General features: G+C 45.8%; 25 protein-coding genes. 21 read left to right on the forward strand and 4 right to left on the reverse strand.

Annotated elements, in window-relative coordinates:
• The first annotated feature begins 6 nt into the window (after nucleotides 1-6).
• The gene (locus KW844_RS04775; RefSeq protein ID WP_218375566.1) at nucleotides 7-1,164 is read left to right on the forward strand and encodes a hypothetical protein; all 1,158 of its coding nucleotides are present in this window, start codon (nucleotides 7-9) and stop codon (nucleotides 1,162-1,164) included.
• Here the strand turns inward: KW844_RS04775 and KW844_RS04780 are convergent.
• Together KW844_RS04780 and KW844_RS04785 are read right to left on the reverse strand one after the other, a co-directional pair.
• Complete coding sequence (locus KW844_RS04780) at nucleotides 1,153-2,961, reverse strand: type VI secretion system baseplate subunit TssF (RefSeq protein WP_218375567.1); 1,809 nt, start codon at nucleotides 2,959-2,961, stop codon at nucleotides 1,153-1,155. The genes KW844_RS04775 and KW844_RS04780 overlap by 12 nt on opposite strands.
• A gap of 5 nt (nucleotides 2,962-2,966) precedes the next feature.
• Nucleotides 2,967-3,404, reverse strand: coding sequence for a GPW/gp25 family protein (locus KW844_RS04785; protein WP_218375568.1), 438 nt, complete (start codon nucleotides 3,402-3,404; stop codon nucleotides 2,967-2,969).
• A gap of 232 nt (nucleotides 3,405-3,636) precedes the next feature.
• Here KW844_RS04785 and KW844_RS04790 point away from each other — a divergent pair, with 232 nt between their 5' ends.
• The 16 genes from KW844_RS04790 (at nucleotide 3,637) to KW844_RS04865 (ending at nucleotide 20,816) form a co-directional block, all read left to right on the forward strand.
• Entirely contained in the window at nucleotides 3,637-4,152 is a 516-nt protein-coding gene (locus KW844_RS04790) for a hypothetical protein (RefSeq protein WP_218375569.1), read from the forward strand.
• 7 nt (nucleotides 4,153-4,159) lie between these two features.
• Nucleotides 4,160-4,654, forward strand: coding sequence for a type VI secretion system TssO (tssO, locus tag KW844_RS04795; RefSeq protein WP_218375570.1), 495 nt, complete (start codon nucleotides 4,160-4,162; stop codon nucleotides 4,652-4,654).
• A gap of 65 nt (nucleotides 4,655-4,719) precedes the next feature.
• Complete coding sequence (locus KW844_RS04800) at nucleotides 4,720-5,574, forward strand: PKD domain-containing protein (protein ID WP_218375571.1); 855 nt, start codon at nucleotides 4,720-4,722, stop codon at nucleotides 5,572-5,574.
• Between the two features lie 30 nt (nucleotides 5,575-5,604).
• The gene (gene tssR / locus KW844_RS04805) at nucleotides 5,605-7,977 is read left to right on the forward strand and encodes a type VI secretion system protein TssR domain-containing protein (RefSeq protein ID WP_218375572.1); all 2,373 of its coding nucleotides are present in this window, start codon (nucleotides 5,605-5,607) and stop codon (nucleotides 7,975-7,977) included.
• The gene (locus tag KW844_RS04810; RefSeq protein WP_218375573.1) at nucleotides 7,974-10,397 is read left to right on the forward strand and encodes an ATP-dependent Clp protease ATP-binding subunit; all 2,424 of its coding nucleotides are present in this window, start codon (nucleotides 7,974-7,976) and stop codon (nucleotides 10,395-10,397) included. Before tssR ends, KW844_RS04810 begins: the two co-directional genes overlap by 4 nt.
• Before the next feature lie 85 nt (nucleotides 10,398-10,482).
• Nucleotides 10,483-10,929, forward strand: a complete 447-nt coding sequence (locus KW844_RS04815) for a hypothetical protein (RefSeq protein ID WP_218375574.1) — start codon at nucleotides 10,483-10,485, stop codon at nucleotides 10,927-10,929.
• An 85-nt stretch (nucleotides 10,930-11,014) separates the two neighbouring features.
• The gene (locus tag KW844_RS04820; RefSeq protein WP_255578213.1) at nucleotides 11,015-12,406 is read left to right on the forward strand and encodes a DUF5458 family protein; all 1,392 of its coding nucleotides are present in this window, start codon (nucleotides 11,015-11,017) and stop codon (nucleotides 12,404-12,406) included.
• A gap of 53 nt (nucleotides 12,407-12,459) precedes the next feature.
• Nucleotides 12,460-12,996, forward strand: coding sequence for an NAD(P)H-dependent oxidoreductase (locus KW844_RS04825; protein ID WP_218375575.1), 537 nt, complete (start codon nucleotides 12,460-12,462; stop codon nucleotides 12,994-12,996).
• A 294-nt stretch (nucleotides 12,997-13,290) separates the two neighbouring features.
• Nucleotides 13,291-13,695 carry a type VI secretion system tube protein TssD gene (gene tssD / locus KW844_RS04830; protein WP_218375576.1) on the forward strand — a complete coding sequence of 135 codons (405 nt, stop codon included), beginning with the start codon at nucleotides 13,291-13,293 and terminating at the stop codon, nucleotides 13,693-13,695.
• A gap of 110 nt (nucleotides 13,696-13,805) precedes the next feature.
• On the forward strand, nucleotides 13,806-14,204 hold the full coding sequence (gene tssD, locus KW844_RS04835) for a type VI secretion system tube protein TssD (RefSeq protein ID WP_218375577.1): 399 nt from the start codon (nucleotides 13,806-13,808) through the stop codon (nucleotides 14,202-14,204).
• 84 nt (nucleotides 14,205-14,288) lie between these two features.
• Entirely contained in the window at nucleotides 14,289-15,212 is a 924-nt protein-coding gene (locus tag KW844_RS04840) for a hypothetical protein (RefSeq protein ID WP_218375578.1), read from the forward strand.
• A 4-nt stretch (nucleotides 15,213-15,216) separates the two neighbouring features.
• A complete protein-coding gene (locus KW844_RS04845) occupies nucleotides 15,217-15,897 on the forward strand; it encodes a hypothetical protein (protein ID WP_218375579.1) in 681 nt (226 codons plus the stop codon).
• Nucleotides 15,898-15,924: 27 nt separating this feature from the next.
• Nucleotides 15,925-17,745 carry a type VI secretion system Vgr family protein gene (locus tag KW844_RS04850; RefSeq protein ID WP_218375580.1) on the forward strand — a complete coding sequence of 607 codons (1,821 nt, stop codon included), beginning with the start codon at nucleotides 15,925-15,927 and terminating at the stop codon, nucleotides 17,743-17,745.
• Nucleotides 17,739-18,626, forward strand: a complete 888-nt coding sequence (locus KW844_RS04855) for a hypothetical protein (RefSeq protein WP_218375581.1) — start codon at nucleotides 17,739-17,741, stop codon at nucleotides 18,624-18,626. Before KW844_RS04850 ends, KW844_RS04855 begins: the two co-directional genes overlap by 7 nt.
• A gap of 12 nt (nucleotides 18,627-18,638) precedes the next feature.
• Nucleotides 18,639-20,012, forward strand: a complete 1,374-nt coding sequence (locus KW844_RS04860; protein ID WP_218375582.1) for a PAAR-like protein — start codon at nucleotides 18,639-18,641, stop codon at nucleotides 20,010-20,012.
• A gap of 24 nt (nucleotides 20,013-20,036) precedes the next feature.
• The gene (locus KW844_RS04865; RefSeq protein WP_218375583.1) at nucleotides 20,037-20,816 is read left to right on the forward strand and encodes a PoNe immunity protein domain-containing protein; all 780 of its coding nucleotides are present in this window, start codon (nucleotides 20,037-20,039) and stop codon (nucleotides 20,814-20,816) included.
• Between the two features lie 52 nt (nucleotides 20,817-20,868).
• Here the strand turns inward: KW844_RS04865 and KW844_RS04870 are convergent, their stop codons facing one another.
• Nucleotides 20,869-21,375 (reverse strand): DinB family protein, encoded by a 507-nt coding sequence (locus KW844_RS04870; RefSeq protein ID WP_218375584.1) that lies wholly within the window; start codon nucleotides 21,373-21,375, stop codon nucleotides 20,869-20,871.
• A gap of 362 nt (nucleotides 21,376-21,737) precedes the next feature.
• Between KW844_RS04870 and KW844_RS04875 the strand changes: the two genes are divergently transcribed.
• The 4 genes from KW844_RS04875 (at nucleotide 21,738) to KW844_RS04890 (ending at nucleotide 23,695) form a co-directional block, all read left to right on the forward strand.
• Nucleotides 21,738-21,968: a hypothetical protein gene (locus tag KW844_RS04875; protein ID WP_218375585.1), complete on the forward strand. Its 231-nt coding sequence runs from the start codon at nucleotides 21,738-21,740 to the stop codon at nucleotides 21,966-21,968.
• A 131-nt stretch (nucleotides 21,969-22,099) separates the two neighbouring features.
• A complete protein-coding gene (locus KW844_RS04880) occupies nucleotides 22,100-22,285 on the forward strand; it encodes a hypothetical protein (protein WP_218375586.1) in 186 nt (61 codons plus the stop codon).
• Between the two features lie 197 nt (nucleotides 22,286-22,482).
• Nucleotides 22,483-23,121 (forward strand): hypothetical protein, encoded by a 639-nt coding sequence (locus KW844_RS04885; protein ID WP_218375587.1) that lies wholly within the window; start codon nucleotides 22,483-22,485, stop codon nucleotides 23,119-23,121.
• 229 nt (nucleotides 23,122-23,350) lie between these two features.
• Nucleotides 23,351-23,695 (forward strand): flavodoxin family protein, encoded by a 345-nt coding sequence (locus KW844_RS04890; RefSeq protein WP_218375588.1) that lies wholly within the window; start codon nucleotides 23,351-23,353, stop codon nucleotides 23,693-23,695.
• Between the two features lie 40 nt (nucleotides 23,696-23,735).
• Here KW844_RS04890 and KW844_RS04895 read toward each other — a convergent pair whose 3' ends face one another.
• Nucleotides 23,736-24,527, reverse strand: a complete 792-nt coding sequence (locus KW844_RS04895) for a prohibitin family protein (RefSeq protein ID WP_218375589.1) — start codon at nucleotides 24,525-24,527, stop codon at nucleotides 23,736-23,738.
• Between the last annotated feature and the right edge of the window lie 140 nt (nucleotides 24,528-24,667).

Genomic DNA, 24,667 nt, shown 5'->3' on the forward strand with positions numbered 1-24,667 from the left:
TTACTTATGCTATTTCCACGCAAACATGCTGCTGTAAACTGGATCGATGGGATGAAGATTTCCCGCCGCCATTTTATGGAAACGGAAGACCATTTTACAGATGCAATCCGCGATACCACGTCGCTGTTTCTTCATAGCTATGATTTTGGCCTGTTGCCGCCTTTCCGCGGTCAGCGGCTCAGCTGCGATTTTGAATTGAACGAACGGGTGACAAGACAAGTTGAGCTGCGTTTACGGCAGTGCAATGCCGTTACTGCCGGCGGTGTGCGCATTCATATTCAACCCGATGCATATGAAGAGCAATTGGTCCGCTCCTGGTCCTTTGCCGAAGAAGCGCCGCAGGAAGAAGGTGAAGTACAGTATTACAGTGTAGTCCTGAGCGTGAATCCCTATGAACGGGTACCAGCCGGCACTCCCGATCCGGAAGAGACGCCACCCCGCCACCCGCATGTGCTCAATGGGATAGATCTGGCTATCCTTCCAGCTGAACAGGTATCCGCAAATGAAATGAGTTTGAATCACCTGGTAATCGGACAGCTAATCCGCAAAAACGGGCGCGTGACGGTTAACGATCAGTTTATTCCGCCAAGCACCGCCATCATCAGTCACCCTTCGCTGATCCGCTATTATGAGCAATTCAGTGGATTATTGAATGATATACAAATGAGCAGTTTTCGTATAATCGAAAAGGTTACTACGAATGAACGAAGTACAGAGCTCGCCAAAAATATAAAACTGCTTTGCGAAAAGTTGTTAGACTACATTGCGCAGGTATTTTTCTCCTATCGTAATATGGTGCATCAGCAGGCGCCGGTAGTGCTGGTAAGCATTTTCTCCAACCTGGCCCATATCTTTTATACCACCCTGCATTATCCCGGCACCCGTGCCAAAGAGGAAATGCTGAAATATTTTTATGAGTGGAGAGATGTAACCCCAGGCAATTTCGAAGATATGCTCGTTAAAACAATAAATATCGCGTATGACCACTATCACATACAACAGTCCATGCAACAATTGAATGAATGCATGCATGTGTTGTCAGCTCTGTGGAATAAGCTGAGCAGTCTTGAATTTGTTGGTCAGCGCAGGGAAAATATAGTTGTAGCGGAGCAACGTACTATTGAGCAAACAAAGGCCAGGAATACCTGGAGCCTACTGGATTAGCAACCGGTAGGTGACCAGCAGTCCGCTCCGGGCTACCAGCTTACGAAGCAGCGATTGCTTTGTGAATTCCCATTCTTCTTTTTCAAACGGTTGTGCCACGCTTATCAGGATGTCGGTCGTTTTTTTCAGTCCTTCTTTAGGATGCGGAGACACCATTACACCCCGCTGAATTTTAATGTCCGTAATGCGCCCTCCGAGTTCATGGCGACAAAAATTCCGGATATCATCTTCCGTTACAATCCGGTCCCGGGTCATCAACCCATATTTATATGCCTGGAGGAGATTGCCACGGTCAGCCGCCTGCCGGCCTCCTGTAGGCTTGGTAAGTAGCAGGAGTGAATCGGCCCTGGTGCCAGATCCTTCAAATTGTGTGAGCAGGGTGCCACTGCGCAATTGTTGTGCAATGTCATGCTGGGTGGTCCAGTAAGTCAGGTGCATGGTTTCTGTTGCGGAGGAAGGCTTTACCACTACATAGCGGGTGGCTTCCGTCATCGTGTCCAGCGATTTTCGTGCTTTCTGTTCCACCAGTTCCAGGTTCTGTTGCAGACTTTTGAGTACATCTGTGAGGAAATCGTAGCCATAGGCTGAAAAGGCGGCGCTCTCATCGCGAAGTAGCTCAAACAGGTAATTGATCATCTCCCGTGCATTGCGACTATCAAAGCGTTCCGCGCCTCCAAGCCTGACGGAATACGCATCCTGCATATTCACTTCTCCATTATTGTACGACACCGGAAAATATTGTTTTCCGTGACTGTCGGTTAGCTGGTGTACACTTAGGAAAGCCTCATGATTCCCTGGCTTAACCGGGATGATATTGCCTATCCCTTTAAACCTGTGGGTGATGGTATGCAGGCGCCTGTTCATTACAGGTACCGCATTCGTGTATACTTCCAGGTTATCCAGCTGTATGGCAGGAGGGAAATGAATTTCCAGCCACAGCAGTTTTTCCTGCATGCTGCTCAGTGTACGTTCTTCAAAGGCGGTTGTAAAGGCAGCCGGGTATAGCTTTTTTTCGTATAGCGATGCCTGTAGGTCGCAGTGCAGAAAGCGTGGTGCATAATAATTGAGCACATCACGTGTAATCACCGGCATTACATCGAATGCCAGCGTTTGCGCCAGCATATTTTCTGACGATGTAGCGGCGAGTCCCGGAAAGCCTGGATATAATGTAATGGCTTGTCCGTTAATACTGGCAGTGCAAAGCGATAGCAGCCGGTACCATTCATTATCAAATGGAAAATGCGGCCAGTTAAAATAAAAGGTCAGGTTTTCCAGTGCTGCCAGTTGATTGTTTACCCGTATGCCCAGGTATAAGGTTTGTGTAGGGAGATATTTACCTGCGCCTGTCAGAATCTTCCCGCGCTGGGAATCATGCGCGTATAGATTAGGTCCTGCCGCCATATAGGCGATGTGCGCGTCGTATATGCGTGTAGGTGTGGCAGGCGAAAAAAAGACATCCTGGGCACTGTTTTCTTTCTTGGGATGATATACAAAATGGCGTTCCTCCCGCAGTAGCTCACTGGAATCCAGTGGCATGGCCTGCATCAATGCATGAGCTGGTAATGCTGCTGTTAATAGATCCGGCGTTAGGAGTGCTGCCAATTTGTTAAGCAGCCGGCTTTCAGTATTTTTCAGGTCGTTGGATAAGTTGTAGAGTTCGCCAGATAAGGCTTCTATCAGCAGGCGTACCAACGGGTCCAGATCTGTGGTGGAGCGAATGCCCCAGAAGTCGGCCGCCGTTTGCATCAAACGCGCACGGATATTGTCTTTTGAGGTGTAGTGTGATGGATATTGCATATGGTTTATTCAGAAGATAATGGACTGAGAAATAAGGCCGTATTAAACACATAGTTTTCTCCGGTAGCGGCCAGCTTACCTTTTATAATAATGTCCACTCTTTTTTTTATTTCGGTGATCCTGCGGAGTGGAAATATTTTTTCAACATCAGTGATGCTTATTTCGCAGGAAACGCCGTATAGTCTTTGCTCCTGGCTGGTTACAGCTTGTTCCAGGGATCGGCACATATGGTCTTCCCACATGGATTGATTCACGATCAATTGAAAATCAAGTTCCCACACCTCACAGCCAAAATCGGAGTTGAAGCGATGTTCTCCAAAGCGGGTGAAGATGATGAGTTCAATGTGCTGGGCTATAGATGCGCCACTGTCGCAAGTTTCCAACGGGGAGTTGGAAAAGACACGGGAGAAATCAAACGGTTTTTTATAAAAAGATATGGCCATCGGTTAACATGTTAACATTTTCAAAACTAAAAAAAAATCCGGGAAAAACATTTTTCAGTATAATATTTGTAAGTATATTAGAACTGTGATTATGTAATTATGGATATCTGATGATCGTTTATTAGCCCGAGTATACATAGTCACAAATAACTTGAAAAGTTACCCCGTTAGCCAGTATTTTTTATAAACCATATTATAGAACCTAGCTTTAAACAGCAACCATAATAATCATATGAAGCCGATCAATTTACATGAATTGAACAGGTCTTATTTCAAGTTTATTATTCATTTCGTCATCCTGATCCTGTTTGTATTAATAGGTGTGGCGAGCTTCTTTTTCACTGGCAGGCATGAGTTGCAGCTGCTGGGGGAACAGTCACGTACCTATGACCAGGTAGCCTATTACCGGGATGAGGTGAACAGCCGGTTCGATAATGTGCTGTTGAAGTTCAGGTCCCTGGCGCAGTATGTCAATGCAGATGCACAGGAACTCAGCAACCAGGCCTTACTGATCAATGGCGTGCAGTCGGATAATAACCGTGTACGTGGCCTGCTGGATGAACGTAAGGAGTTAACTGTAGTCCCAAGCTATGAGCTCTATGGAAAAATGACCCGCAATGTGATGATCCTGGCCAGCTTGAAAGATTCACTGTCACAAACACGCTTCCAGATGGAAAGTCTTCGGGAACAACTGGAAGACTGCGACCATTCCACCAAAAAAGCTATGAAAAAACTAAACGGATACTAGACCTTATATGGCGCATATTAGCATTAAAGCGCGGCAGGAACAGTTTGTGTTCCTGCTGGTGCTCAGTCTCTTTACCATATCCCTCCTTGCGTGGCTGATATTTTCCGGCAGTAATGTTGGCAGCAGCGAAATGAAGGATAAATTGTCACAAAAAATAAATGAAGAAGAACAATTCGAAACGGTGGCTGCAGAAATGCGTCCGGCGGTAGATTCTACCTACAAAAAGATCATGGACTTTGATCCCTCTGTGCAGGCCCTGTTTCTGGAGTCGGATATTCTTAATGCCATTGCCAGCATAAAGGCTGCCTATCAGCGTAAATCATATGATAAACGATATAAGGTATTCCTCCAGGAAGCCCAGCTGCTGGAGGTTTTGTTTTATGACAAAAAAGAACTGCGGGGAAATTATCATAACATCGAAAAACTGAACAGCGATCTGGACCGCTGCAAGCTGTCCAAACGCGGCCTTCAGGAGGCTATTATCAATCAAAACAGGAACTAGTGGAAGGCACAACGAAACAGAAAGCAGTACAGACTGATAGCAGAAGCCGTGTTTATCTTTATATAGTGCTGGCAGTTTTAGTGCTGGCCGTTGTTTTCCTGGTGATGAAACTCCTGTTCAGCAAGCGCGAGTTAAACGCACACCTGCTGAAAGATGAAATCTACCTGAATGAAAACCTGGTGTATACCGACAATACCGCAGGTGCAAAGGAATGGCTGTGGGAGTTTGGTGACGGTGAAAAAATGACTAAGCAAAGTGGCTTTTACAGATTTAAGCAATCCGGCAACTACCTGGTACGGTTGACGGTAGACGGGGAAATGCAGCGCCAGTTTGCGGTAGTGGTGAAAGATACGGTACCGGTGCTGGTGATCGACAGTATCCGCATTACCGGGCCTACCTCCGGCACCGTAGGAGAGCAGCTACGACTGGAGGCAGAAGGGGATGCCAACATCTTCGAATGGAACTTTGGGGAAACCGGCAGGGTAGATGCTAAGGGAAGAACAGCATTTTATACCTTCCGAAGTCCCGGCAGGTATAACGTGATCCTTAAAACTGATAAGAGTGCTGCACCAGTGTATTATACGCTTAATATCACCGAGTTCGATGACCTGGAAATGATTGACCCCGGCGCCGGAAGCGCAGCCATGATGGATGATTTTAAACTCCATCTGCAGGCGATCGCCAACGGTAAAAACTTTAATACGCATTATTATTATCTCGTAAAAAAATATCTCTGTAACGGAGAAAAAACTTCGGCACAGGCAACAGATGAAACAGGGAGTAAGAAGACGGACTTTTACTCCTATTGCATCGGACTTACCTTCAGCAAAAATATTGTTATTGATGAAGTGGGACTCACGTTGTCGCCGAAAAAATGTGTTGGCATGGTGAATGTGCAGCAGCATAGAACGGAAAAGTAATTTCTAAATCCATATCTCTATTTAAAACAGATGAGAATTCTCGTATTGTTAATAGCTACATTGTTTTGTTTCCAGGCGGAAGCCCAGTTTTATTCGGGCAAACGCATCGAGAAAATGCCGGTGAATTTCAGGTATCCTACCCCGCAAACGAAAGATCCTTCCGGGAAAACCGAAAGTACCGCGTGGATTGTATTTTCCGACAGTGAAGGGAACTATACTACCACCACACCCGGCGGTACGCTGGTGTTCAAGAAGCTAAATTTTATGCAACCCTTCTTCGTCAGCGATGAAAAAAACGGTTATCTCCGCCTCGTAAAATATGACCCATCTATTCTCAAAAAAGGATCACGTATAGGGGATAAACGAAAAGCAGTCAGCTATGGGTGGATACCACGCAGCAAGGTATTGATGTGGCAAAAAGCCTTGGTGGATGAACGTACGCGTTTTCCCTTTAAAGCCGTAGGTATCATCAGCGGCGCCGGGCCTATTGCACAGCCACGGTACTACTTTGCACATGATAGTATCATTGTTTATAACTCGCCGGAACTACAAACGCCCGGCACAGAAAAGCTCAAGCTTAATGACCTTATTTATATCTATAAGTTTTCGGAGGATGGTAAAAAAGCCCTGGTGGGCCATGCCAGCCAACTGACGGCCGACAGCGCCGCAGCCTTTACCGCCGGATGGGTGTCGGCAGAAGTAGTACATCTCTGGGGCAGCCGGCTGTATGTAGGCACAGGCAATACAGCCTCTTATGATAATGATTCCCTGACCGCAAAGTATTTTAATGCGCACCTGAAGCCGGTTACGCCCGATGGCGGCAACTTTGAATACGATCCGCTGCTGCCATCCGATAACCCACTGTTCCGTATGGTGCCGGTAGTCCAGCGGAAAGGCCTTGGGCTGAACATGCCCTACCACTCCGCCGTGGCCCACAATGTATTTGATAAATCCTCCAATACGGTAATTAATATCAAAGGTACCCGCATCGACTATAACAACTACCTGCGACTGCGCAGATTCGGCAACCACGTGAATGTCGTTTTTGTAGTGGACGGAGGAAATGCCATGCGCGATTATCTCCCCGGCATCACCAATACCATACAGAACTTCGAAGATATCTTCGGTAAAAAAGCTTACGCCAGCTATAATTACCGCTTCGGGGCAGTGGTGTACCGCGGCAATGAAGGGTGCGTGCAATCGCCCGGGATGAACGTATTTGAGCCTTCAGATAATTTCAGCAGGGTGGTGGATTTTATCAACAAACAAGCCACCATGACCCAGCGTTGTAACGGCCTGGTAAATGATCAGCCGTACTACGCAGGACTGATGGAAGCGGTGAAGATATTGAAACGCTACCCCATGCAAACGAATATCATTATCGTAGCAGGCAGCACCGGCAACAAAAATTCCAATGGCATCAATGAAGACATGCTGGTACGGGGCCTCGCCGGGGTAGATGCAAGAATGCTGGTATTCCAGGTGTATAATAAGTTCGACCCTTCCTTCAATAACTTCGTATTAGAATCCAGGCAATTGCTGGAAAAAACCGCGCAACTGGAAGCAGATCAGAAAAAACTACGCATGGTTAAAGGGGAAGGCCTCGCTGTAACGCAGCAATTTAATACTGCGTATACGGACTCCGTTTCCTATTATCTCAACTATCCGGATGGCAGCCTGATACCCGGTGCCATTGTATTCCCAGGCAGAGGAGCTGTGAAAACAAACCGCGAAATGATGACAGCGTTAAACCGCTTCCTGGGAGAAGTGTATACCGATAACCGGCAGATCATCAAGTCGCTGGACAGTGTATTCATGATCTCCGGCCGCTTAAAGGAGAAAATTACCATGCCGGTGATGGCGGCTGTAAACACCGGGAAAAGTATACTGCCGGATAACCTGGGAGAGCAATTGCCCCACAATGCATTCAAATACTATTTTGAAGTAGAGGCAAAAGAACCATTGGTAGAAAAAAATGCTCCGATGGAATATGCCATCCTCCTCAGCCAGGATGAGATATTGCAGTTGTCGGACTTATTGTCCCGGCTGGCGGGCGATAACCTGCAGCAGGACAATAAGAATTTCCGTAAAAAACTGGCCAAAGAATATGTGGCATATGGTGAAGGTCAATGGAAAGATATGTATAGCCGCGGGGCTATACGAAGCATGAAGCTGCCTCTGTTCCTGGAAAGAGCAACGGGTATGCCGCAGCCACTGGAGCCATTCGACCGGTACTCCGTGGCTGATCTGAAGCGCAATATGAGCGCAGCAGACTTTGAAAAGTATATTAACTATCTCCGTAAGTGTAATGAAGTCGTGAAGAAGCAATTACAAACAGCAGATTATTTTATCTCTAACGGAGAACCCTATTTTTATATCACACAAAGCGACTGGAAGCTATGAACATGCTCAATCTAAGCGAATCGGTGAAGCATGCAGTGCATGTAGCTGAATCCCTGGCAAAGGAAAGACATCATGGTAGCTATGGACCACCTCATCTGCTGGCAGGACTAATGCACAAAGAAACGGGCCTTCGCTCGTTGCTGAATGCGATCGATAAAGATCCGGTGTACCTGCAGGAATGGGCGGAGATCCGCATGGACGAGTTTCCTAATGCCAGACAGCTCCAGCCGGATGTGAAAAGTACGCCGGAGGTAGCACTGGTGTTTGAGGAAGCTGATGATGTGCGACTGAAAATGGGACTGGACCTGATAACCCCCGTTTGCGTACTCACGGCACTCAGTAAGCCTAACATCGGTTTTCCGGCAGATCAGATGAAATCGTTTCCTGTGAAGGAAAGGGACCTGATCGAAGTATATCTGGATGACCAGGAGGTGAAGCATGCTATTCAGGAGGAACGTAAGACCGATAATACACCCGCCTCCGGCGCACTCGCTAAGTATACTATTGATCGTACAGCGGCCGCCAGGGAGGGTAAGACCGATCCTATCATTGGCCGTGACCTGGAATTGCGTATGGTCATGGAGGTATTATGCCGGCGGTCAAAACCAAATGTGATCATCACAGGGGATGCAGGGGTGGGTAAAACTGCATTAATAGATGGGCTGGCACAACAGATGGTTAAAGGGGAGGTGCCTGCCGCATTAAAAGATGCAAAAATCCTGGAGCTGGATACCGGCGCCCTAATTGCCGGGGCTTCCTATAAAGGGGAGATTGAAGACAGGCTGAAAAAGATCATCGCCGCGTTGAAGGAGTCAGGCAAGGTAATATTGTTTATAGATGAAATTCATGCCTTGCTGGATGCAAAAGGTGCCATAGGTTCAGGAGCTGGCAACCTGCTGAAACCGGAGCTCGCGCGTGGGGAGATTACCGTTATAGGGGCTAGCACCATGGAGGAGCACCGTAAAATCATAGAGCCTGAAAAGGCTTTTAGTCGCCGCTTTGAGGTGGTGCAGGTACCGGAACCCGATACCGACACCGCTGCGAAAATGCTGTATTGCCAGCTGGAACGCTATGAAACCCATCACCAGCTCAAAGTGCAGGAAGGTACAGTCGAGGAATGCGTGCGGCTGGCCAAACGGTATATGAAGGACCGGCGCCTGCCGGATGCAGCATTTGACCTGCTGGACAGGACCATGGCGGCTATCCGGATGATGAACGATACTTCCGAACGAGAGCTGCTGCAGTTGCAGGAAGCGTTGCAACTATCGGCAAAGGATACACTGATTAGCCTCAATAGGAAATTGAGTCCGGTATTATTAGGCCGACTCGATGCCGCCGCACCGGATGATGAGGAAGGTTTGCAATCCTACCTGAAAGATGCGCTTGATAAGTTGAGTGTGCTGGCTAAAGAAAAAATTTTCGAAGTCGGCAAACAGGATGTTGCCGCAGTGATCGCTTTTAAAACAGGGATTCCAATTGGTAAAATTCAGACACAGGAGCGGGATAAGTTAATGAACATGGAGGCGCACCTCAAGCAAAGGGTTGTAGGGCAGGATCATGCCTTAAAAGCGCTTTCTGCGGCCATTTTGGAGTCACGCAGTGGCCTGGGGAAGAAGGGGCAGCCTATCGGGTCGTTTTTCTTACTGGGGCCTACCGGTACCGGCAAAACGGAGTTGGCAAAATCCATTGCGGAATTTTTGTTTAATGACGAAAAGGCCATGATCCGTTTTGATATGAGCGAGTTTAAGGAGGAACATTCTGCGGCACTGCTGTATGGCGCACCACCAGGATATGTGGGATATGAGGAGGGTGGACTGCTGGTAAATAAAATACGGCAGCAGCCGTATACGGTGTTGCTCTTTGATGAAATCGAGAAGGCACATCCATCTGTGTTTGATATCTTCCTGCAAATAATGGATGAAGGCCTGATTCACGACAGGCTGGGAAAAGAAGGAGATTTCTCTAACGCCCTCATCCTGTTTACCTCTAATATAGGCAGTGAGTGGATAACGGAACAGTTTAACCAGGAAAAAATGCCGCAGTCACATCAGCTGATGGACTTGATGGCAAAGCATTTCAGGCCGGAGTTCCTGGCGCGTTTATCCGAGATCGTGCCTTTTGGTCCGATTACAGCGGAAAATGTGGTAAAGATTTTTCAGATACAATTGAAGAGTTTACTGGATGCGCTGCACAAACAACATATTACATTGGAGATTTCCGATGATGCCATGAAAATGCTTGCTCTTAGCGGGTTTACACCAAGGTATGGGGCCAGGCAGATCACGGGTGTTATACGGAATCAATTACGCAGACCTATCTCCCGGCAAATTATTTCAGGAGAATTGAATGCAGGGAAAAAAATTCTGCTGCAACTAAAGGACGGAATGGAAGAGCTGGATTGGCAAATTTCATCGGAATAAAAATTTAATATCGATGTGTGCCGTGTACAGCAGAAAATTATTAGATTTATAATACTGTTTTCTATCATCTAAAAAAGTAACCAGCATGTTTAATTATGAAATAGGCGGTAATGAAAGGAAGATCGATACGACAGAAACGTTTGTTGACATCTCGCCAAACAAAACCTTATTCATTCAGCAGTTAACCGAACAGGAACCGATTAAGCCGACGATTGTTGAAGGACTTAAGACAGTAGAAGAAGTGTTCAGGCATTTCAAACCCAACGTGAGTGTTGATTTCGAAGGGAAAGACGGAGCTGCGGTACATGAAACACTGCACTTTGATCACCTCGGGGATTTTTCAGTAAAGAGCATGATCCAGCAGAGCAACCAACTGCGGAACCTGAACCTGGAAAGTGAAATGTACCTGAATATCATTCGTCAGCTCAAGACAAATAAAACGTTGAAAGCAACCCTGGAAAATCCGGAAACCCGCCAGGCATTTGCTGCTGCGTTGGAAAACCTTGCGAAAGAATTGCAGCAGACCATATAGCACATTGTAGGACCCGACAGCGCGTAACCATAGATTGAAAACTGAATTAATACACGCCCCGCAGAGAGGCAATAAACGCTAACACATGTCAGCATCAAACGAAAGAATGCAGGCAGCTCAGCAAGAGCAGCCGGCACTGCAGCATGCAGTTCCCGAAACCCCGGCATTGTCCCTGGACGACAGTTTGCAGAAACTGGTGAAGGTAGGCGGCTTTGATTTTCTTGAAGCCATCCTGGATGGATTACAGAATCTTAACCCCGAACGTAAAGCACGTAAAAAAATATTTCTTACCGACCAGGATAAGGCAGCGGAAAGAAAGGAGCTGTTGAAGAAGATACAGCTATGGCAAGACCTGCTCCGCAAGGATGCCACAGTGGCTGAACTGAAGGATGAAAGCCAGCAACGCGCCGATCAGGCGGAAGCGCTGCTGCAGAAAAATATCGGACAGGCGCTGGAAGCTACCCGTGATCTGGAACAGGCGTACCGCACGGTACACCAGTTCTATAAAAATACAGAAAGTGATAAGCTCACGAACGTGAACATCATGAACGCGGCTATGTCGCAGCTGACAGACCTTGACAACCCGCGTTTCATTGAACAGGTGGCAGAAGAGCTGAAACATAACTACGATCGCCTCGACTTGCGGGATAACTATTCACTGGTAGTGATTCCTGGTTACCTCGGCGCAAACAAAGTGGTGGAAAGGTGGGCTAAGATCGCACACGGCAATAAAGCTATGCTGGTAACTGATTTCGCCAACCTGGATCAGCCGGATGATGTAATCGACCTGTTTACATCCGCTAATCTCACCGGCGCGGATGCTTACCGCTCTAATGTAATTATGACTTGTAACTGGCTGGTAGGTCGTGGCAAAGTAGAGTCAGCCGGAGAAGAAGACGATTTGCATGTGCCAGGTTCAGCATCTCTCGCAGGAAAAATGTATTATACGCTCATGAGCCAGGTGACAGCAGGTAAGAAACATGGTGCAGTGAATGAAGCGGATGGTGTTCGATTCGACCTGAAAAAAAGTGAAATATCGCAGCTGGAGCGTATAGGCCTGGTGCCAATGGTAAACGAATATGGAAAGGTAATGGCCTTCTCCGCCAAAACACTTTTCAATGGCGATAATATCGGTTTACAGACCTACTCCGTGGTGCGCGTGTTTGACTATATTACCAAAGTGCTGTTTGATTTCCTCAACCGTCGTGCGTTTGAAAACTGGAATTCTAAAACCGAACATGACCTGCGAGCGCAGATTGTAAAATTTCTGGATAATATTCAGGGGCCGGACCGGCTTATTGAGCGTTTTAAGATCATCCGCTTCGAACAGGATGAAGTGCAGAAGGATCGCATCCACCTGGATATTCATATTACACCTTACTTCCCGGCCAAAAGTTTTGTGGTAAAACTGGATGGCTATAAGGGTGAAGATGAAAGCAGAACCTGGAATACAGAGTATGCTGCCGTACAGAAATAATCTGGGCACTCCTGTTTTGATTTTTTCTGATGAATGCCCTATTTTACGGGTGTATGAAGAATCTGTTAATTCTACACGGCGATACGGAAAGATCAGGCATCAATCAGGAGTTTGCAAAAGCTTACAGGCAGGGAGCGGAAAAGGTAGGAGCTACCGTGAAAGAGATACATATCATGGAGTTAAAGTTCCTTCCTAACAAGCAGTTTAATAACCAGATCACGCCATTGGAGCCAGACCTGCTGGATGCAGCGGAAAAAGTGAAGTGGGCCAATCATATTGTGTTGTTCTGTACAGTGGATCGCAATTCAATTCCGGCAAAGCTATCCGGCTTTTTTGACCGGCTGTTTCCTTCAGGGCAGTCGTATGCAGGGAAGTCGGCAAGGATTGTTTCCGTGTTGGATGAGGCCAGTTGGAGAGAGTGGCAGTTGAATAAAAAGCCGACTTACCACGCGATCAAACGCACGGTGCTGGAGCGTTGCAGAGTCAACCCGGTACGTACCTGTACAATTGGATATGTACATTCACCGGAAAATGATTATGCAAAAAAGTGGAGTATGAAAATGATGGCTTTTGGGGAGAAATTTATGTAGTACAGCCGTGATGTTAACACTGCATGAAATGACTATACGAAAGCTGCCGGCACTGAAATTATATTTATTTTTATCGACAGGATATAACCATAATCAGATTAATATTTGAATTCCAGAAGAACCATTGTCTATTTAAAAACCTTTAAAACCGGATTCATCATACGATAATTGTTTGTACCGATGAACAGCCATATTTATCAGTAACCTTTATAGCGTTTAGTTATACCCAACCCTGCGCCCTGGCGCCTGGGAGTACCATTGTTTTTTATTATTTACCAATAAATTTTCATTACCATGGCATTCAATGCAAAGTTAAACCTGGCAGGTAAGGAGTACGATGTACTCAGCTGCAATTACACCCTTAACAGGGATGTGGACGCCAAAGGCCGTCCTGCTTCCGGCGTGTACGGAGGTACCATTGATGTGGAAGTGGAGTCCACGGAAGATACCTCTATCGTAGAGGCAATGGTCAACAACCAGTTTAAGCCTATTGCTGGTAAAGTCCTCATTAAAAAATCTGAGGAAGATGCTAAAATGAAAGAAGTAACGTTTGAAGATGCTTACATCGTCAAGTATTCAGAAGGCATCAATGTCATAGGTTCTGATCCTATGAAGCTGCGCTTTACAATTTCTGCCCGTAAGCTGAAACTCGGCAATGCCGAGCATATCAACGACTGGCCTGGGAGAGATAAAGCTTAACAACGTTCCTTCCGCAGCAGTTCATGCACAGGTGAATTCCCGTTACAGTCTCGCTGTAGCGATCATGCATGTGTACAAACAACTTTCGAAATTTTTTAAATCACTTTACAATGGCTTTTAACGCAAAAATTCAACTGGGCTCAAAAGAATATGATGTACTGCAATGCAGCTTTTCCTTAAACCGCGATGTGGACGCTAAAGGCCGTCCTTCTTCCGGTGTATATGGTGGTACTATTCATGTGGAAGTAGAGTCTACCGAAGATACTTCTGTGATTGAGTCTATGGTGAATAACCAATATAAACCTTTCAGCGGCAAAATCATCATCAAAAAAACGGATGAAGATGCTAAAATGAAAGAGCTGACTTTCTCCGATAGCTACATCATCCAATATAATGAAGGTATCAATGTGGTAGGTAATCATCCTATGACGTTGAGCTTTGTCATTTCTGCCCGTACCCTCAAGCTGGGTGCAGCCGAACATGTTAACGACTGGCCAGGCAGAGGTTAACCGGTTGATGACTCCTGTAAATATTAAGATCAGCTGGTGTGTTGCCAATTGGCAGCACACCACTTTTTCCTCTTAACCGCCAACATGAAGAAAAAGAAACAGATATCACCTACGGTGCAACCCAAACAAAAGGCAAAGGTAAAGGCAAAAGCAAAGCCTAAACCAGTGCCGTCCACACCTTCGGATGTGGAGTACCAGCAATTGTTTGATACCTGCGCTATCACCATTGCCAAGCTGGCAGAGGTGGATAAAATTATTGATGATAAAGTGGTCGCCAACAGGGGCAAGTATGAAGATATTGCCACCATGGTCCAGGGCGGTGGCATGCTGGACCAGCAACAATCTTTCAGTACTTCCTCCTTATTCAGGAGCAGGCCGCTTTTTAACGCATTTGCGGGCAGAAGCCAGCAACAACTGGCAAATCCGGTACCCACCGTGCCGGAGCCACTGTTTCAGCAGCTCTCGCCCCAGGCCCCGGCATTGTCGCTAAGCTATAAGCCGGCATCCAACCCATTGGGCTTAGGGTATATGTGTCAATTAGGGGGCGACTTCTCCTTTACGGCGAATGGCCGCATTCCATGGTATTTTATTGCCTGTGTGCATTACCTGGAATGCAGCTTCAGCTTTAAAAAGCATTTGCACAACGGTGATCCCCTGACAGGCTACACCGTACAGGTGCCGGCAGGACGCCCGAAAGTAGGGCATCCTCCACCGTTCACCTTTGAGGAAAGTGCGGTGGATGCCCTTAAGCTGATGGGCTTTGATAAAGTTACCAGCTGGAAGCTGCCGTTTATTTTACGGAAGCTCGAGGCCTATAACGGTTTCGGCTACTTTAAATATCATCATATGAATTCACCCTATCTCTGGAGCTATTCCAATCATTATACAAAAGGCAAGTATGTGAAGGATGGCAAGTTCGATAAGGATGCAGTATCTGCGCAAACAGGTTCGGCAGTGATCTTGAAGCGGATGGAAGAGCGGGGGCTCATCTTTATACCCAGGTTCTAATAGCATGAGGTGCAGATTAGTCGTAATTATTTTTTGCTTCGGCTGGCTGACAGCCTGCATAAACAGGCAGGGGGCAGCAGATGATACACAGCAGCCGGCGTCAGCGCCGCCTGTACGGGAGGATTCCATCGCCGGTGCAGGTAAGGGTACACCGCAACAGGTAGCTGCTTTGCCCGCACGGGCGGATACAGCCGCCGCCAGGAGTAACATCTCCCCGGATACAACAGGAGATGAACAGAAATTTCGTATAGCCCTTGCAGTACTGCAACAAGCAGTGAAGAAGAACGATACAGTAATGATAAAAAAGTGTATCCGCTTCCCGTTACAGACCTGTCTGCAATGGACCAACGAAGATCTGAAAACAACGCAAGTCGACAAGGCTGCCGGTAAAGTGGCCTTCTACGAATTCAGCGAATATTACCCGAACATTTTTCATGCAGCCGTTAAACGGCTGTTACCCAAAGCAGGGGAAAGCGCCCTGCAGGAAATAGATGAAAAAATGAACGAGGACTATTATAACACGCTACGGCAGGGAACTGACAAAGGTTCGAAACTATACGAAGTATATGAACAGTATCCGGAAAAGAGTGGGCATGCGGAAAGTTTCTTTGCTTTTGTATTCGGCCGGATAGCCGGCGAATACAAGGTGGTAGCCTATTATGCAAAATGGCCTGTCAAAGGCTGACATTCAACACGTAAAAAAGGTGAACCTATGGAAGGTAAACTGAAAGTAACAATTAACATCGAAGATACGCCGATACTGCATTTCTCGGCGTTTACCCTGGAGCAGCGCTTCAATGCGCATCATTACTTTGAGCTGCGCTTTAATCACGATGAGCAAGGTGCGCCGGGAATGATTTCATTGGAGAAATCACGTGCATTCATGGGTAAAAGCATTACCGTGCAATTTGGGAAGGAAATGGGCAAGGAACAACTCTTCGTTGGTAAAGTAACGCGGGTAGAGTTGTCGCAAAGCCATGGCTATCACGGTACACTTATTATCAGTGGCTATAGCCCCAGCATCCTGATTGACCGGGGCCCCGACCTGGGATCATATCTCAATAAAGACCTCAGTGGTATTATCCGCAAGGCTACGCAGGATGCACCTGCCAATGAACTTAACCTGACATTGAACCCGGCCCGCAAGGAGCCGGTCGACTATATGATTCAGTACCGCGAAAGCGATTACGATTTTATCAACCGCCTCTCCGCAGAATATCATGAATGGTTTTTTTACGATGGTACAAAACTCCATTTCGGTAAGCCTGAAAAGCAGGAGGAAGTGAAACTGGTGTATGGCCGCGATGTAAACAGTCTGCAATATGCCATGCAGGTGGCGCCCTTGAAGAGCCGCAAGTTTGCCTACAAACCGGCGGACGATGAATTGTTTAAAGCAGAGGCGAAGGCACAGGCAGGGGGACAACCAGACCTGGCACATGCCGTGAATGCCTCTAATGAGCTGTATAGTAAAGTGTATTCTCAGCCTACGAACGTGCGTATCGACACTAAAAAGGAGATGGACACCTTTGTAGAAAATGAGGATAAAGCCAATATCGCGGACCTCCTGCAGATTACCGCCACCGGCGACAATCCAGAGGTTGGCCTGGGGAAAATAGTAGATGTGAGCATGAGCGTGAAGGAAGCCCTGAGCTTCAGCGTGCAGCAGCTTGGCCGTTTTCTCGTGACCGCTGTGTATCATCACATTGATGGCGTAGGCCACTACTATCACACTTTTGAAGGTATCACTGCTGATGCGGAAAAAGTGCCGGTACGCGAATATGATCGTCCTTTTGCGGATATGCAACTGGCCATTGTGGAAGATAATAACGACCCTAAAGGACAAGGCCGTGTAAAAGTTAAATTCAAATGGGAATGCAGCTGCAACGATGCCTCTGAATGGTTGCGCGTAGTAACCCCTGATGCCGGCAGTTCCGATAAAGTAAGTAAGAACAGGGGCTTCACTTTTATTCCTGAAAAAGGGGACCAGGTGGTGGTAGCTTTTGAAGAAGGTAATACCGCCCGGCCATTGGTAATGGGAAGTGTGTTTCATGGTAAAACCGGTAGTGGTGGCGGTTCCGCCAATGGGGTGAAGAGTCTGACTACCCGCACGGGGTCCACCGTAACACTGGATGACAATAAGGGCAGCGTAACGGTAAAAGATCCCAGTGGTAATGTACTGATCATGCATGGAGATGGCACCGTTACTCTGAACGCACCCCAGAAAATGATTATTAACACAACAGATTTTGTACTCAACGCCAGCAATAGTGTCACCATCAATGCACAACCCGGAGAGCAGGGCGGTGGCGAGGGTACCGTGACTATCAGCGCCAAGAAAAGTATCAGTGGAACCGCCGATACAGAGGATATTTCACTTACGGCTACGGCAAGGGATGTGGCCATTAACTCTGCTGCAGGAGTATATAAACTGGACTCCAAAGAAGTGTCTATCACCGCTACTGAAAAGTTCTACGCCAGCGGGGGCGCCCGTGGTGAGTTTGTTGCTAACGAAATTGAGATCAATCAATGTTAAGTATCTACAAGCCCAGGGCGGGCGACAGCGCCTTGTACCATTTGACATCCGCCAACAGAACCATTGTTGGAGGGCGGCTGATGGAATTTGTGCAACAGAAAGTGGTACGTATGCAGATGATAGGGGAGGAAGAGGGTGACACTATTTTCGAGTATACAATATTATCGCAGCAGGTAGACGGGACCGCCTTAATCCACGAGTGGGCGATGGATATGGAAGTATTGCAATCTCCCCTGAAAATAGTACTGGATGAAAACGGGCAACTAAAAGACGTCCGTAACCTCTATGAAATAAGGGAAAGGTGGGAGCGCTCTTATGCGGATCAACTCCGGCGCAAATATAAAAAGCAGGAAGGGCTGGAAGAGCTGATTGCGGCTACCACTGCACTGTTAGAAGATAAAGCACGGTTTGTGCAATCGCTGGATGGCTTTAGTGCGTGGCGGTTTTTTTTCCAGGATAATTACAAAGGACAAAAAGAGGAGGTGCTGCAACCATTAGTGTTGAAAGGGTATTTCGGGCAGGTGGACCTGCCGCTAACGCTTACGGCTATATGGAAGGAGGAATATGAGATCGGAGCGTATCACTGCCAGCTAACGCATAAGGGTACACTGGATAAACCCCGGTTCGACCGTAAGCAGTTTGGCCGCATGCTCAAGGACCTTACCGGCGTGTTTAACGTGAGTGCAGAGCTGGACTTGTTGATGGAGGAAGAATTTCACTACGATAAACATCGCTGGCTGACGAGTGGTGAGATGTACCTGGAAACGAAAGTTTCCGACTGGTATCTCGTGGCTTCTGCGCATGTGCTGGAGCGCATCAGCGAGGCCAGGGCAGATGAACTCAAAAAGAATTTCAATGTTGCTGCGGAGCATACCGCATAAATTTCCGGCATTATGGGATCTAAAAAATACATTCCAGATAACAGCTGGCTTACTTGTGATAAAGGCAGTGCGCCTTCCAGGCTGAAGGTAACCCATCACAATAATACCAAGATCTACGGCGAAAACCTGGCCAGCGAAATGGACATGGTACCGGGTGAAAATATTATGCCTATGGGCCGCTGTTCGGCTTCTGGTGGCAGTTGTAAGCCAGAGCCCATTTACTGGGATAAATGTAACAAAGGTGTAAAGGTAAATGGCTATAAGCTGGTATTTGAGGATGCCTGCCTGCTGTGCAAGCAGGGGGGAAAGGTGAAGGTGGACTTTGATGCACCATCTGGTAGCAGTAATATGGCGGCGGATGGACTTACGGGCCTTGGTGCCGGCGCATGGGCATTTGGCAGCTATGATGCGGCGATAGATTATGTGCAGCGTGGGGTGATACATGATGTAGAAAACGGTAAGATGAGTCTGGTGAGGGATAACAGTCCTAATGATTTCAGGCGTGGAGGTAATTATGGGGAGATGAAAGACCAGGTATTCCACAGGCAGGAGGGCTGGAGAGATGTGCGCTCCGAGCATCCCAACATGGATATTGATAAGCCGACGTCGCCGGGCATCGATGGTGCTTATGAAAAGAACGGTACCTATAAACTGACTGACGCCAAATATAACGGCGCCAAGTTGGAGAATACAGCCACCTACGGGCGTGAAACCAGCAGGCGATGGACGAAGTTCCATACGGATAATGGCGGCATCAATCCGGCCGACAGGGAAGCATTTTCCCGCGCGAATGATAGCGGCACCCTGCAGCGTGAGATGGTGAAGACGATGCCGAACGGGGACATGCACTCTGAAACGCAGAATGACCGTGGTTATAAGCAAACCCGTGGTCAGCGGGAGGCCATGGAAGTAAAGACGAGCCGTGCCGGTACGTTGGTTAATGGCGTACGTTCTTCCATCCGAAACTCAAGGCCGGTAACTGCCTTGGCAAACTCAAATTTCTCTCAAGCGGTAAGAAGTAGTAAATTAGCTACAGGAGCCAATAATAGTCTGTTTAAAGCCACGCAGGCTGTATCCCGTTCTCCGGTATTGAGTACAGCGGGAAAAGTGGTAGGCAGAGGATTGATTGTGGTGGGCATTGGTCTGGAAGTCTTGAATGTTTATAATACTTACCAGGAGGAGGGGCATTTTGGGGAGAAGACAAAAGAGGCGGTGGGAGGTGCGGCAGGTGCTATCGCCGGTGCGTGGGCAGGTGCTGAAATAGGTGCGATTATAGGGACGGCTATTTGTCCTGGTGTGGGAACGGTGATAGGAGGACTGGTAGGAGGAGCCATTGGCGGTATTCTTGGAGGTGGATTAGGGAAAACAATAGGAAGCTGGTTCTGATTTTATTCTTTAAAATATCATTTAATGGGTTTTTTAAACAAATTGTTCGGCGGATCTAACACGAATGAAGAGGAGCGTTCTCCTGGTCAGAGAGCAGCTATGAAGAACGTCAAATATTTTGAGAAAATGCTTCAGCAGAAGGAGCATAATATTACTGTAGACATGCAGACCAGGTCAGACCTGATGAAACAGGGCAGAGCAGAGCCCTACCATGATTGGTCTATCTCCTATGATTATCTGCAGAAGTTTTCAGTAGCCTATTCTATGGGGAAACCTATTCAGGAGTGTTATGATATTTTCATCCAAGCAGCCGACTGGTATGCCAACGGATGGGAGCCGGATTCCACTTATGCAGATATGCTGGACATGTTGGCACTGGGTTATCTGCTGCAAATACCTGACGATAAATATAACGGCATTGTAAAGGTGATAGAGCAGGCTGATGCTGGCTCCGATTACCCGGAATGGAAACCTGACGCTATTCTCTGGTTTATCATCAATGGTAAAAGAGGTGGGGGTAATCAACAGGAAGCAGTGATCTGGCCTTCCTTGTATCAATATTTGCTGGATATTATCAGAATGAATAAGGAAGATGCTACCGTTGCAATGAAACAATACCTCGACACCTGGTATAACCTGCATAGGAATGATCCCTGGTACGATAGTCATAAGAAAGATCATGCTTATACCGGCTACTGGTGCTGGGAGGCAGGCGCTATCACTAAAATCATGCAGCTGGATGATACGGCGTTTAAGGATAGTCCGTATTATCCATATGATTTAGTGCACTGGTCGAAGGCATAATGTACAGCTGATCTGAAATATTTGATGGTTCCGGGTTTCCCTGGAACCATTATTATTGATGCTCTGCGTATCTTATCCAGCCCGGTGCGCTACCTGTTTCTTTGCGTAATATCATATTCAACTGCGCTGTATGATGCTGCACATGCCGCATGTTATATAAAAACAACTCAAAAACCGGCATTACCTTATCACTCTCTATCTCTGTCCATAACGTTGCGAAATCAACTTCTGTCATATTGAGAATAAGCTCCTGTGATTTTTTGCGACTGGAGGCTATATAAGCCAGAATTTCTTCTTTACTATAAATCTTATCCGGCACAATGTCGTCGATGCCATCTGCTGGAATGTCGTCACTGAGTGTAAACGGTAATGGTGAGGATAATGTTGCTGCGGGAATGGTGATATAATAATCAAGGAAAACAGCTACATGATAAGAAATGTAGAAGAATTTTTTTTGTTCGTACCAAAGGTTTTCGGGATAGGAGGAAATGGCATTGGTCAGCATGTCGATACTGGCGCCAAATTGATTCCATAGGCTTTTGCGAAGTTGAGGTGTCATATTTTTTGCTTTTAATAGTGACTTTATCGAATACCTGATGTGTTCTTCAGAAAACTTTAAATAAATATTACCACCATAGTGCAATTGTTTCTATTGTATGGATTAATATCTTTGTGCTCGCTTGCAAAAGTAGTAAACCAATATCTATTTTTTAGAGTCATTTAATAAACATTGCTTTTAAATACAAAAATACCTATACCAGAAAATGTAACCTGAGTAAACCTTGATGTAACCCACAATCATGTCATGTGAATAATCTGTTACATTCTCTCATACTATATGTTATGCTTAAATGCCTATGCAGTGCTCTAATGGCTGCTGTAAAATAGTGCAATATTAATTGGAACCAGAAAGGGAGTATAATGGCTAATGAAGAAAGAGCAAAAGAGATGCTCCAGCATTTAATATTATTGATTCATGAGTCTATGCAAAGTGTAAGGCCAGCCTCACTAGTGCAAGATGATTTATTTGAGCAAGGTAGGGCTCTTGCATATTACGAAGTGGGAGAGTTGGTGTTGGAAAGCGCTCGTGTCTTCAATCTTTCATTGGAAGAATTAGATGTTAAGGGCTTTAATCCTGGTTCGCTACTTTGACTAACAATCTTTTATAAATAAAGGTTAATCAGACATGTTTTTCTGGGTTAATTATTTTTTATAAAAATGGAGATATGTCAGTAGTACATGAGATATCTAATATAATCCCTAAAACTGCAAAATAATAAAGCATGAAATTTTGTCATTTACATTATATTGATAGGCTGGAGTTTGAAAAAACTGAAAGTATTTATAAAATTATTGATGAAAAAAATCCTGACACATATATGCGTATAGAGTTAGGAGATGCAAGATATTTTTTAGCTTACCAAGGACATTTAGTCGGACGCCTAAAAGGGAGGTCGAGTCTTCAATAAGAGTAAATCTACTGAAGTAGGTATTTGGGTAATATGCTAATCTGATTAGCTTTGACTTTTTAGATTTTAATAGGATTAATAATTAGGTATCAGGCTATTATAGTGATGATTGAAAATAATTTGTCTATATCTGTTGGTGCGTATAAGAGGGCTGCTTTGGCTAGTGATTGGGATAGAGTTAATGTAATTAATTACAAATGATTTACTATTTTGATAAGGTTAGGGAGTGTGTTTTTAAGGGGGATGATAAGGGTGCTATAGATTTATTAGAGGACTATTGTAGTAAAAATGATCGGGATGTTCATGCTAGATTCTTATTAGCTTTTTTGTTGGTGAATACACAAGTCTACGCTGATGGTTTCTTATCTGCTATAGATTTGCTTAAGTATAATTTGACTTTGGATCCTAGTCATGGTCAATCATTAATATTGCTCGCATATGTTGACAGTGAATATGACGGAGGTATAAGGGAAGATGTTAATTGTTTGTTGGAAAAATGCCTGATGAAAAATGATGTACATCATTTTAGGAAATACTTATTTTTATTAAGTGCGGAGTATTATTCCGTGTTTAATAGAAATAAGTATATTTTCCTGCTTCATAAATCGATCGAAGAAGATCCGGTTGGGGTGTATAATTACATTTACCTTGGAAGAGTTCTCAGGGATAAAACTGTGTTTAATATTGGAATAAACAATATAAAAGTAATCCTTGCTGCCAATGATGCTACGTTTGATGCATTAAATTTTGAGGATTTTTGTGAGGAAAATATAAGAGGAAGCAGAATGACCGCTGTGAATTATTATGGACTTAAAGAGGAAATGAATAGAATGTAATCTTTCAATTGTCGATAATTTATGGACATTTTTTATTAATGAGTTTTAGGCTTCGGGGCTAAAACTAGAGTAGAATTTGTAAAGTTATGTTTGATAAGTCTACAATAAAAAGATCTGACTCCGCCTGACCATTTAATTGTAACCTTACCGCTTTGAAATCTGCATGATGGTTTGATAACCCTTCCACACTGGCACAATACTGGCATCCTTCTCCCTAAACACAAACTACATGAAAGCTATCATCCTACTCGGCACTTTAAAAAAATCCGGCCTCTCCAACACCGTCACCCTCGCTGAGTTGTTCACCGAGCGACTCAGCCGCCACGGTATTGCCACAGAAACCATTCAGCTCGTCCATGAGCATATCCAGCCCGGCACATATACGGATATGGGCTGCGGGGACGCATGGCCGTCGATTTTAGCTCGTCTGGAAGCAGTGCAAATTAGCATTTTCGCTACACCGATCTGGTGGGGTAATCATTCATCTGAAATGCAAGAAGTTATTGAAAGACTTGATCACCTGCATGATGAGATCCTACAGGGTAAACGGATACCATGGTCTCCCAACCGTTGAAATACCTTACCAGATAGCGTCAGCCCAATTATCACCTTTATCACGGCACATTCTTAAACATCACCGGTGCTGCCCCATACAGCGGCGTTTTTCCATCCCATTTTTCAATAAACTGTTGCTGAATAAGCAGGGGCGTCAGGGACTGTTGTCTTAACGAGTTCGCTTTGGCTTCGGCTTCAGCCTGTACAATTAACTTTTTGGCATTGGCCTCGGTTACGCGCAGCTCATTTTCCGCACGGATCGCTTGTTGTACTGCACTGTTCTTCTGATCTATTGCCTGGGTGATACTTTCAGGATATTGGAGGCCGGAGGTGAGCTGTTCCAGTGTAAAGCCTTCCTTCACGAGTTCATCGGAGAGCTGTTTTTGTACTGCGTTTTCAAAGCCTTCCCGGTTGCTGATCATACTGTCAGTGGTATAACGGTTGAACTGTATACGAAAAGCATCTTTCACATAATTATACAGCGTTGTCCGGGTAATTTCCTCAATGCCTTTGCGGTATTTACGGAATATTTCAGGCGATTTCCCTGCAATAACGCGGAAGGATATCGTTGGGTCTACATGAAAAACACTTCCGTCTTTAGCATTTACCGTAAAAGGATCATAGTCTGCCGTTTGCACAAAGATGGGAAACTCATAAATGTTTTCCGTGAAAGGGTTATACCATACCCGTCCCGTTACCAGCGATACGTCTTGTACGCCTTTATCGGTGCCATATTGCTTTACGCGGATGCCTTCATGGCCGGCATCAATTCTCGTACAGGAAAAAAAGAAAACAATTAACAGCACTGCCAGCACAACCAGTGTGAGGATAGACTTAGGACTGAATCTCATTATAAAACAGGTTTAATAGTTTATAGCGAATAAATAGGCTGCATACAAATTATGCATGAGTACTACACAAGCTAATAAATTTTCGGGAACTGCATAAAAAAAGTGAGGGATTAACTCCCTCACTTTCCTATGTAAATAAA

Source organism: Chitinophaga sp. sic0106 (genome assembly GCF_019219075.1).
Taxonomy (GTDB): Bacteria; Bacteroidota; Bacteroidia; order Chitinophagales; family Chitinophagaceae; genus Chitinophaga.

Excerpts from the sequence above, each read along its gene's own strand:
- KW844_RS04880 (WP_218375586.1), top strand. The coding sequence starts at position 22,100 with ATGAAATTTTGTCATTTACATTATATTGATAGGCTGGAGTTTGAAAAA.
- KW844_RS04815 (WP_218375574.1), top strand. The coding sequence starts at position 10,483 with ATGTTTAATTATGAAATAGGCGGTAATGAAAGGAAGATCGATACGACA.
- KW844_RS04875 (WP_218375585.1), top strand. The coding sequence starts at position 21,738 with ATGGCTAATGAAGAAAGAGCAAAAGAGATGCTCCAGCATTTAATATTA.
- KW844_RS04895 (WP_218375589.1), bottom strand. The coding sequence starts at position 24,527 with ATGAGATTCAGTCCTAAGTCTATCCTCACACTGGTTGTGCTGGCAGTG.
- tssR (WP_218375572.1), top strand. The coding sequence starts at position 5,605 with ATGAGAATTCTCGTATTGTTAATAGCTACATTGTTTTGTTTCCAGGCG.
- KW844_RS04860 (WP_218375582.1), top strand. The coding sequence starts at position 18,639 with ATGGGATCTAAAAAATACATTCCAGATAACAGCTGGCTTACTTGTGAT.
- KW844_RS04775 (WP_218375566.1), top strand. The coding sequence starts at position 7 with ATGCTATTTCCACGCAAACATGCTGCTGTAAACTGGATCGATGGGATG.
- KW844_RS04790 (WP_218375569.1), top strand. The coding sequence starts at position 3,637 with ATGAAGCCGATCAATTTACATGAATTGAACAGGTCTTATTTCAAGTTT.
- tssO (WP_218375570.1), top strand. The coding sequence starts at position 4,160 with ATGGCGCATATTAGCATTAAAGCGCGGCAGGAACAGTTTGTGTTCCTG.
- KW844_RS04785 (WP_218375568.1), bottom strand. The coding sequence starts at position 3,404 with ATGGCCATATCTTTTTATAAAAAACCGTTTGATTTCTCCCGTGTCTTT.
- KW844_RS04820 (WP_255578213.1), top strand. The coding sequence starts at position 11,015 with ATGTCAGCATCAAACGAAAGAATGCAGGCAGCTCAGCAAGAGCAGCCG.
- KW844_RS04855 (WP_218375581.1), top strand. The coding sequence starts at position 17,739 with ATGTTAAGTATCTACAAGCCCAGGGCGGGCGACAGCGCCTTGTACCAT.
- KW844_RS04780 (WP_218375567.1), bottom strand. The coding sequence starts at position 2,961 with ATGCAATATCCATCACACTACACCTCAAAAGACAATATCCGTGCGCGT.
- KW844_RS04885 (WP_218375587.1), top strand. The coding sequence starts at position 22,483 with ATGATTTACTATTTTGATAAGGTTAGGGAGTGTGTTTTTAAGGGGGAT.
- KW844_RS04810 (WP_218375573.1), top strand. The coding sequence starts at position 7,974 with ATGAACATGCTCAATCTAAGCGAATCGGTGAAGCATGCAGTGCATGTA.
- tssD (WP_218375577.1), top strand. The coding sequence starts at position 13,806 with ATGGCTTTTAACGCAAAAATTCAACTGGGCTCAAAAGAATATGATGTA.
- KW844_RS04865 (WP_218375583.1), top strand. The coding sequence starts at position 20,037 with ATGGGTTTTTTAAACAAATTGTTCGGCGGATCTAACACGAATGAAGAG.
- KW844_RS04845 (WP_218375579.1), top strand. The coding sequence starts at position 15,217 with ATGAGGTGCAGATTAGTCGTAATTATTTTTTGCTTCGGCTGGCTGACA.
- KW844_RS04890 (WP_218375588.1), top strand. The coding sequence starts at position 23,351 with ATGAAAGCTATCATCCTACTCGGCACTTTAAAAAAATCCGGCCTCTCC.
- KW844_RS04825 (WP_218375575.1), top strand. The coding sequence starts at position 12,460 with ATGAAGAATCTGTTAATTCTACACGGCGATACGGAAAGATCAGGCATC.
- tssD (WP_218375576.1), top strand. The coding sequence starts at position 13,291 with ATGGCATTCAATGCAAAGTTAAACCTGGCAGGTAAGGAGTACGATGTA.
- KW844_RS04850 (WP_218375580.1), top strand. The coding sequence starts at position 15,925 with ATGGAAGGTAAACTGAAAGTAACAATTAACATCGAAGATACGCCGATA.
- KW844_RS04840 (WP_218375578.1), top strand. The coding sequence starts at position 14,289 with ATGAAGAAAAAGAAACAGATATCACCTACGGTGCAACCCAAACAAAAG.
- KW844_RS04870 (WP_218375584.1), bottom strand. The coding sequence starts at position 21,375 with ATGACACCTCAACTTCGCAAAAGCCTATGGAATCAATTTGGCGCCAGT.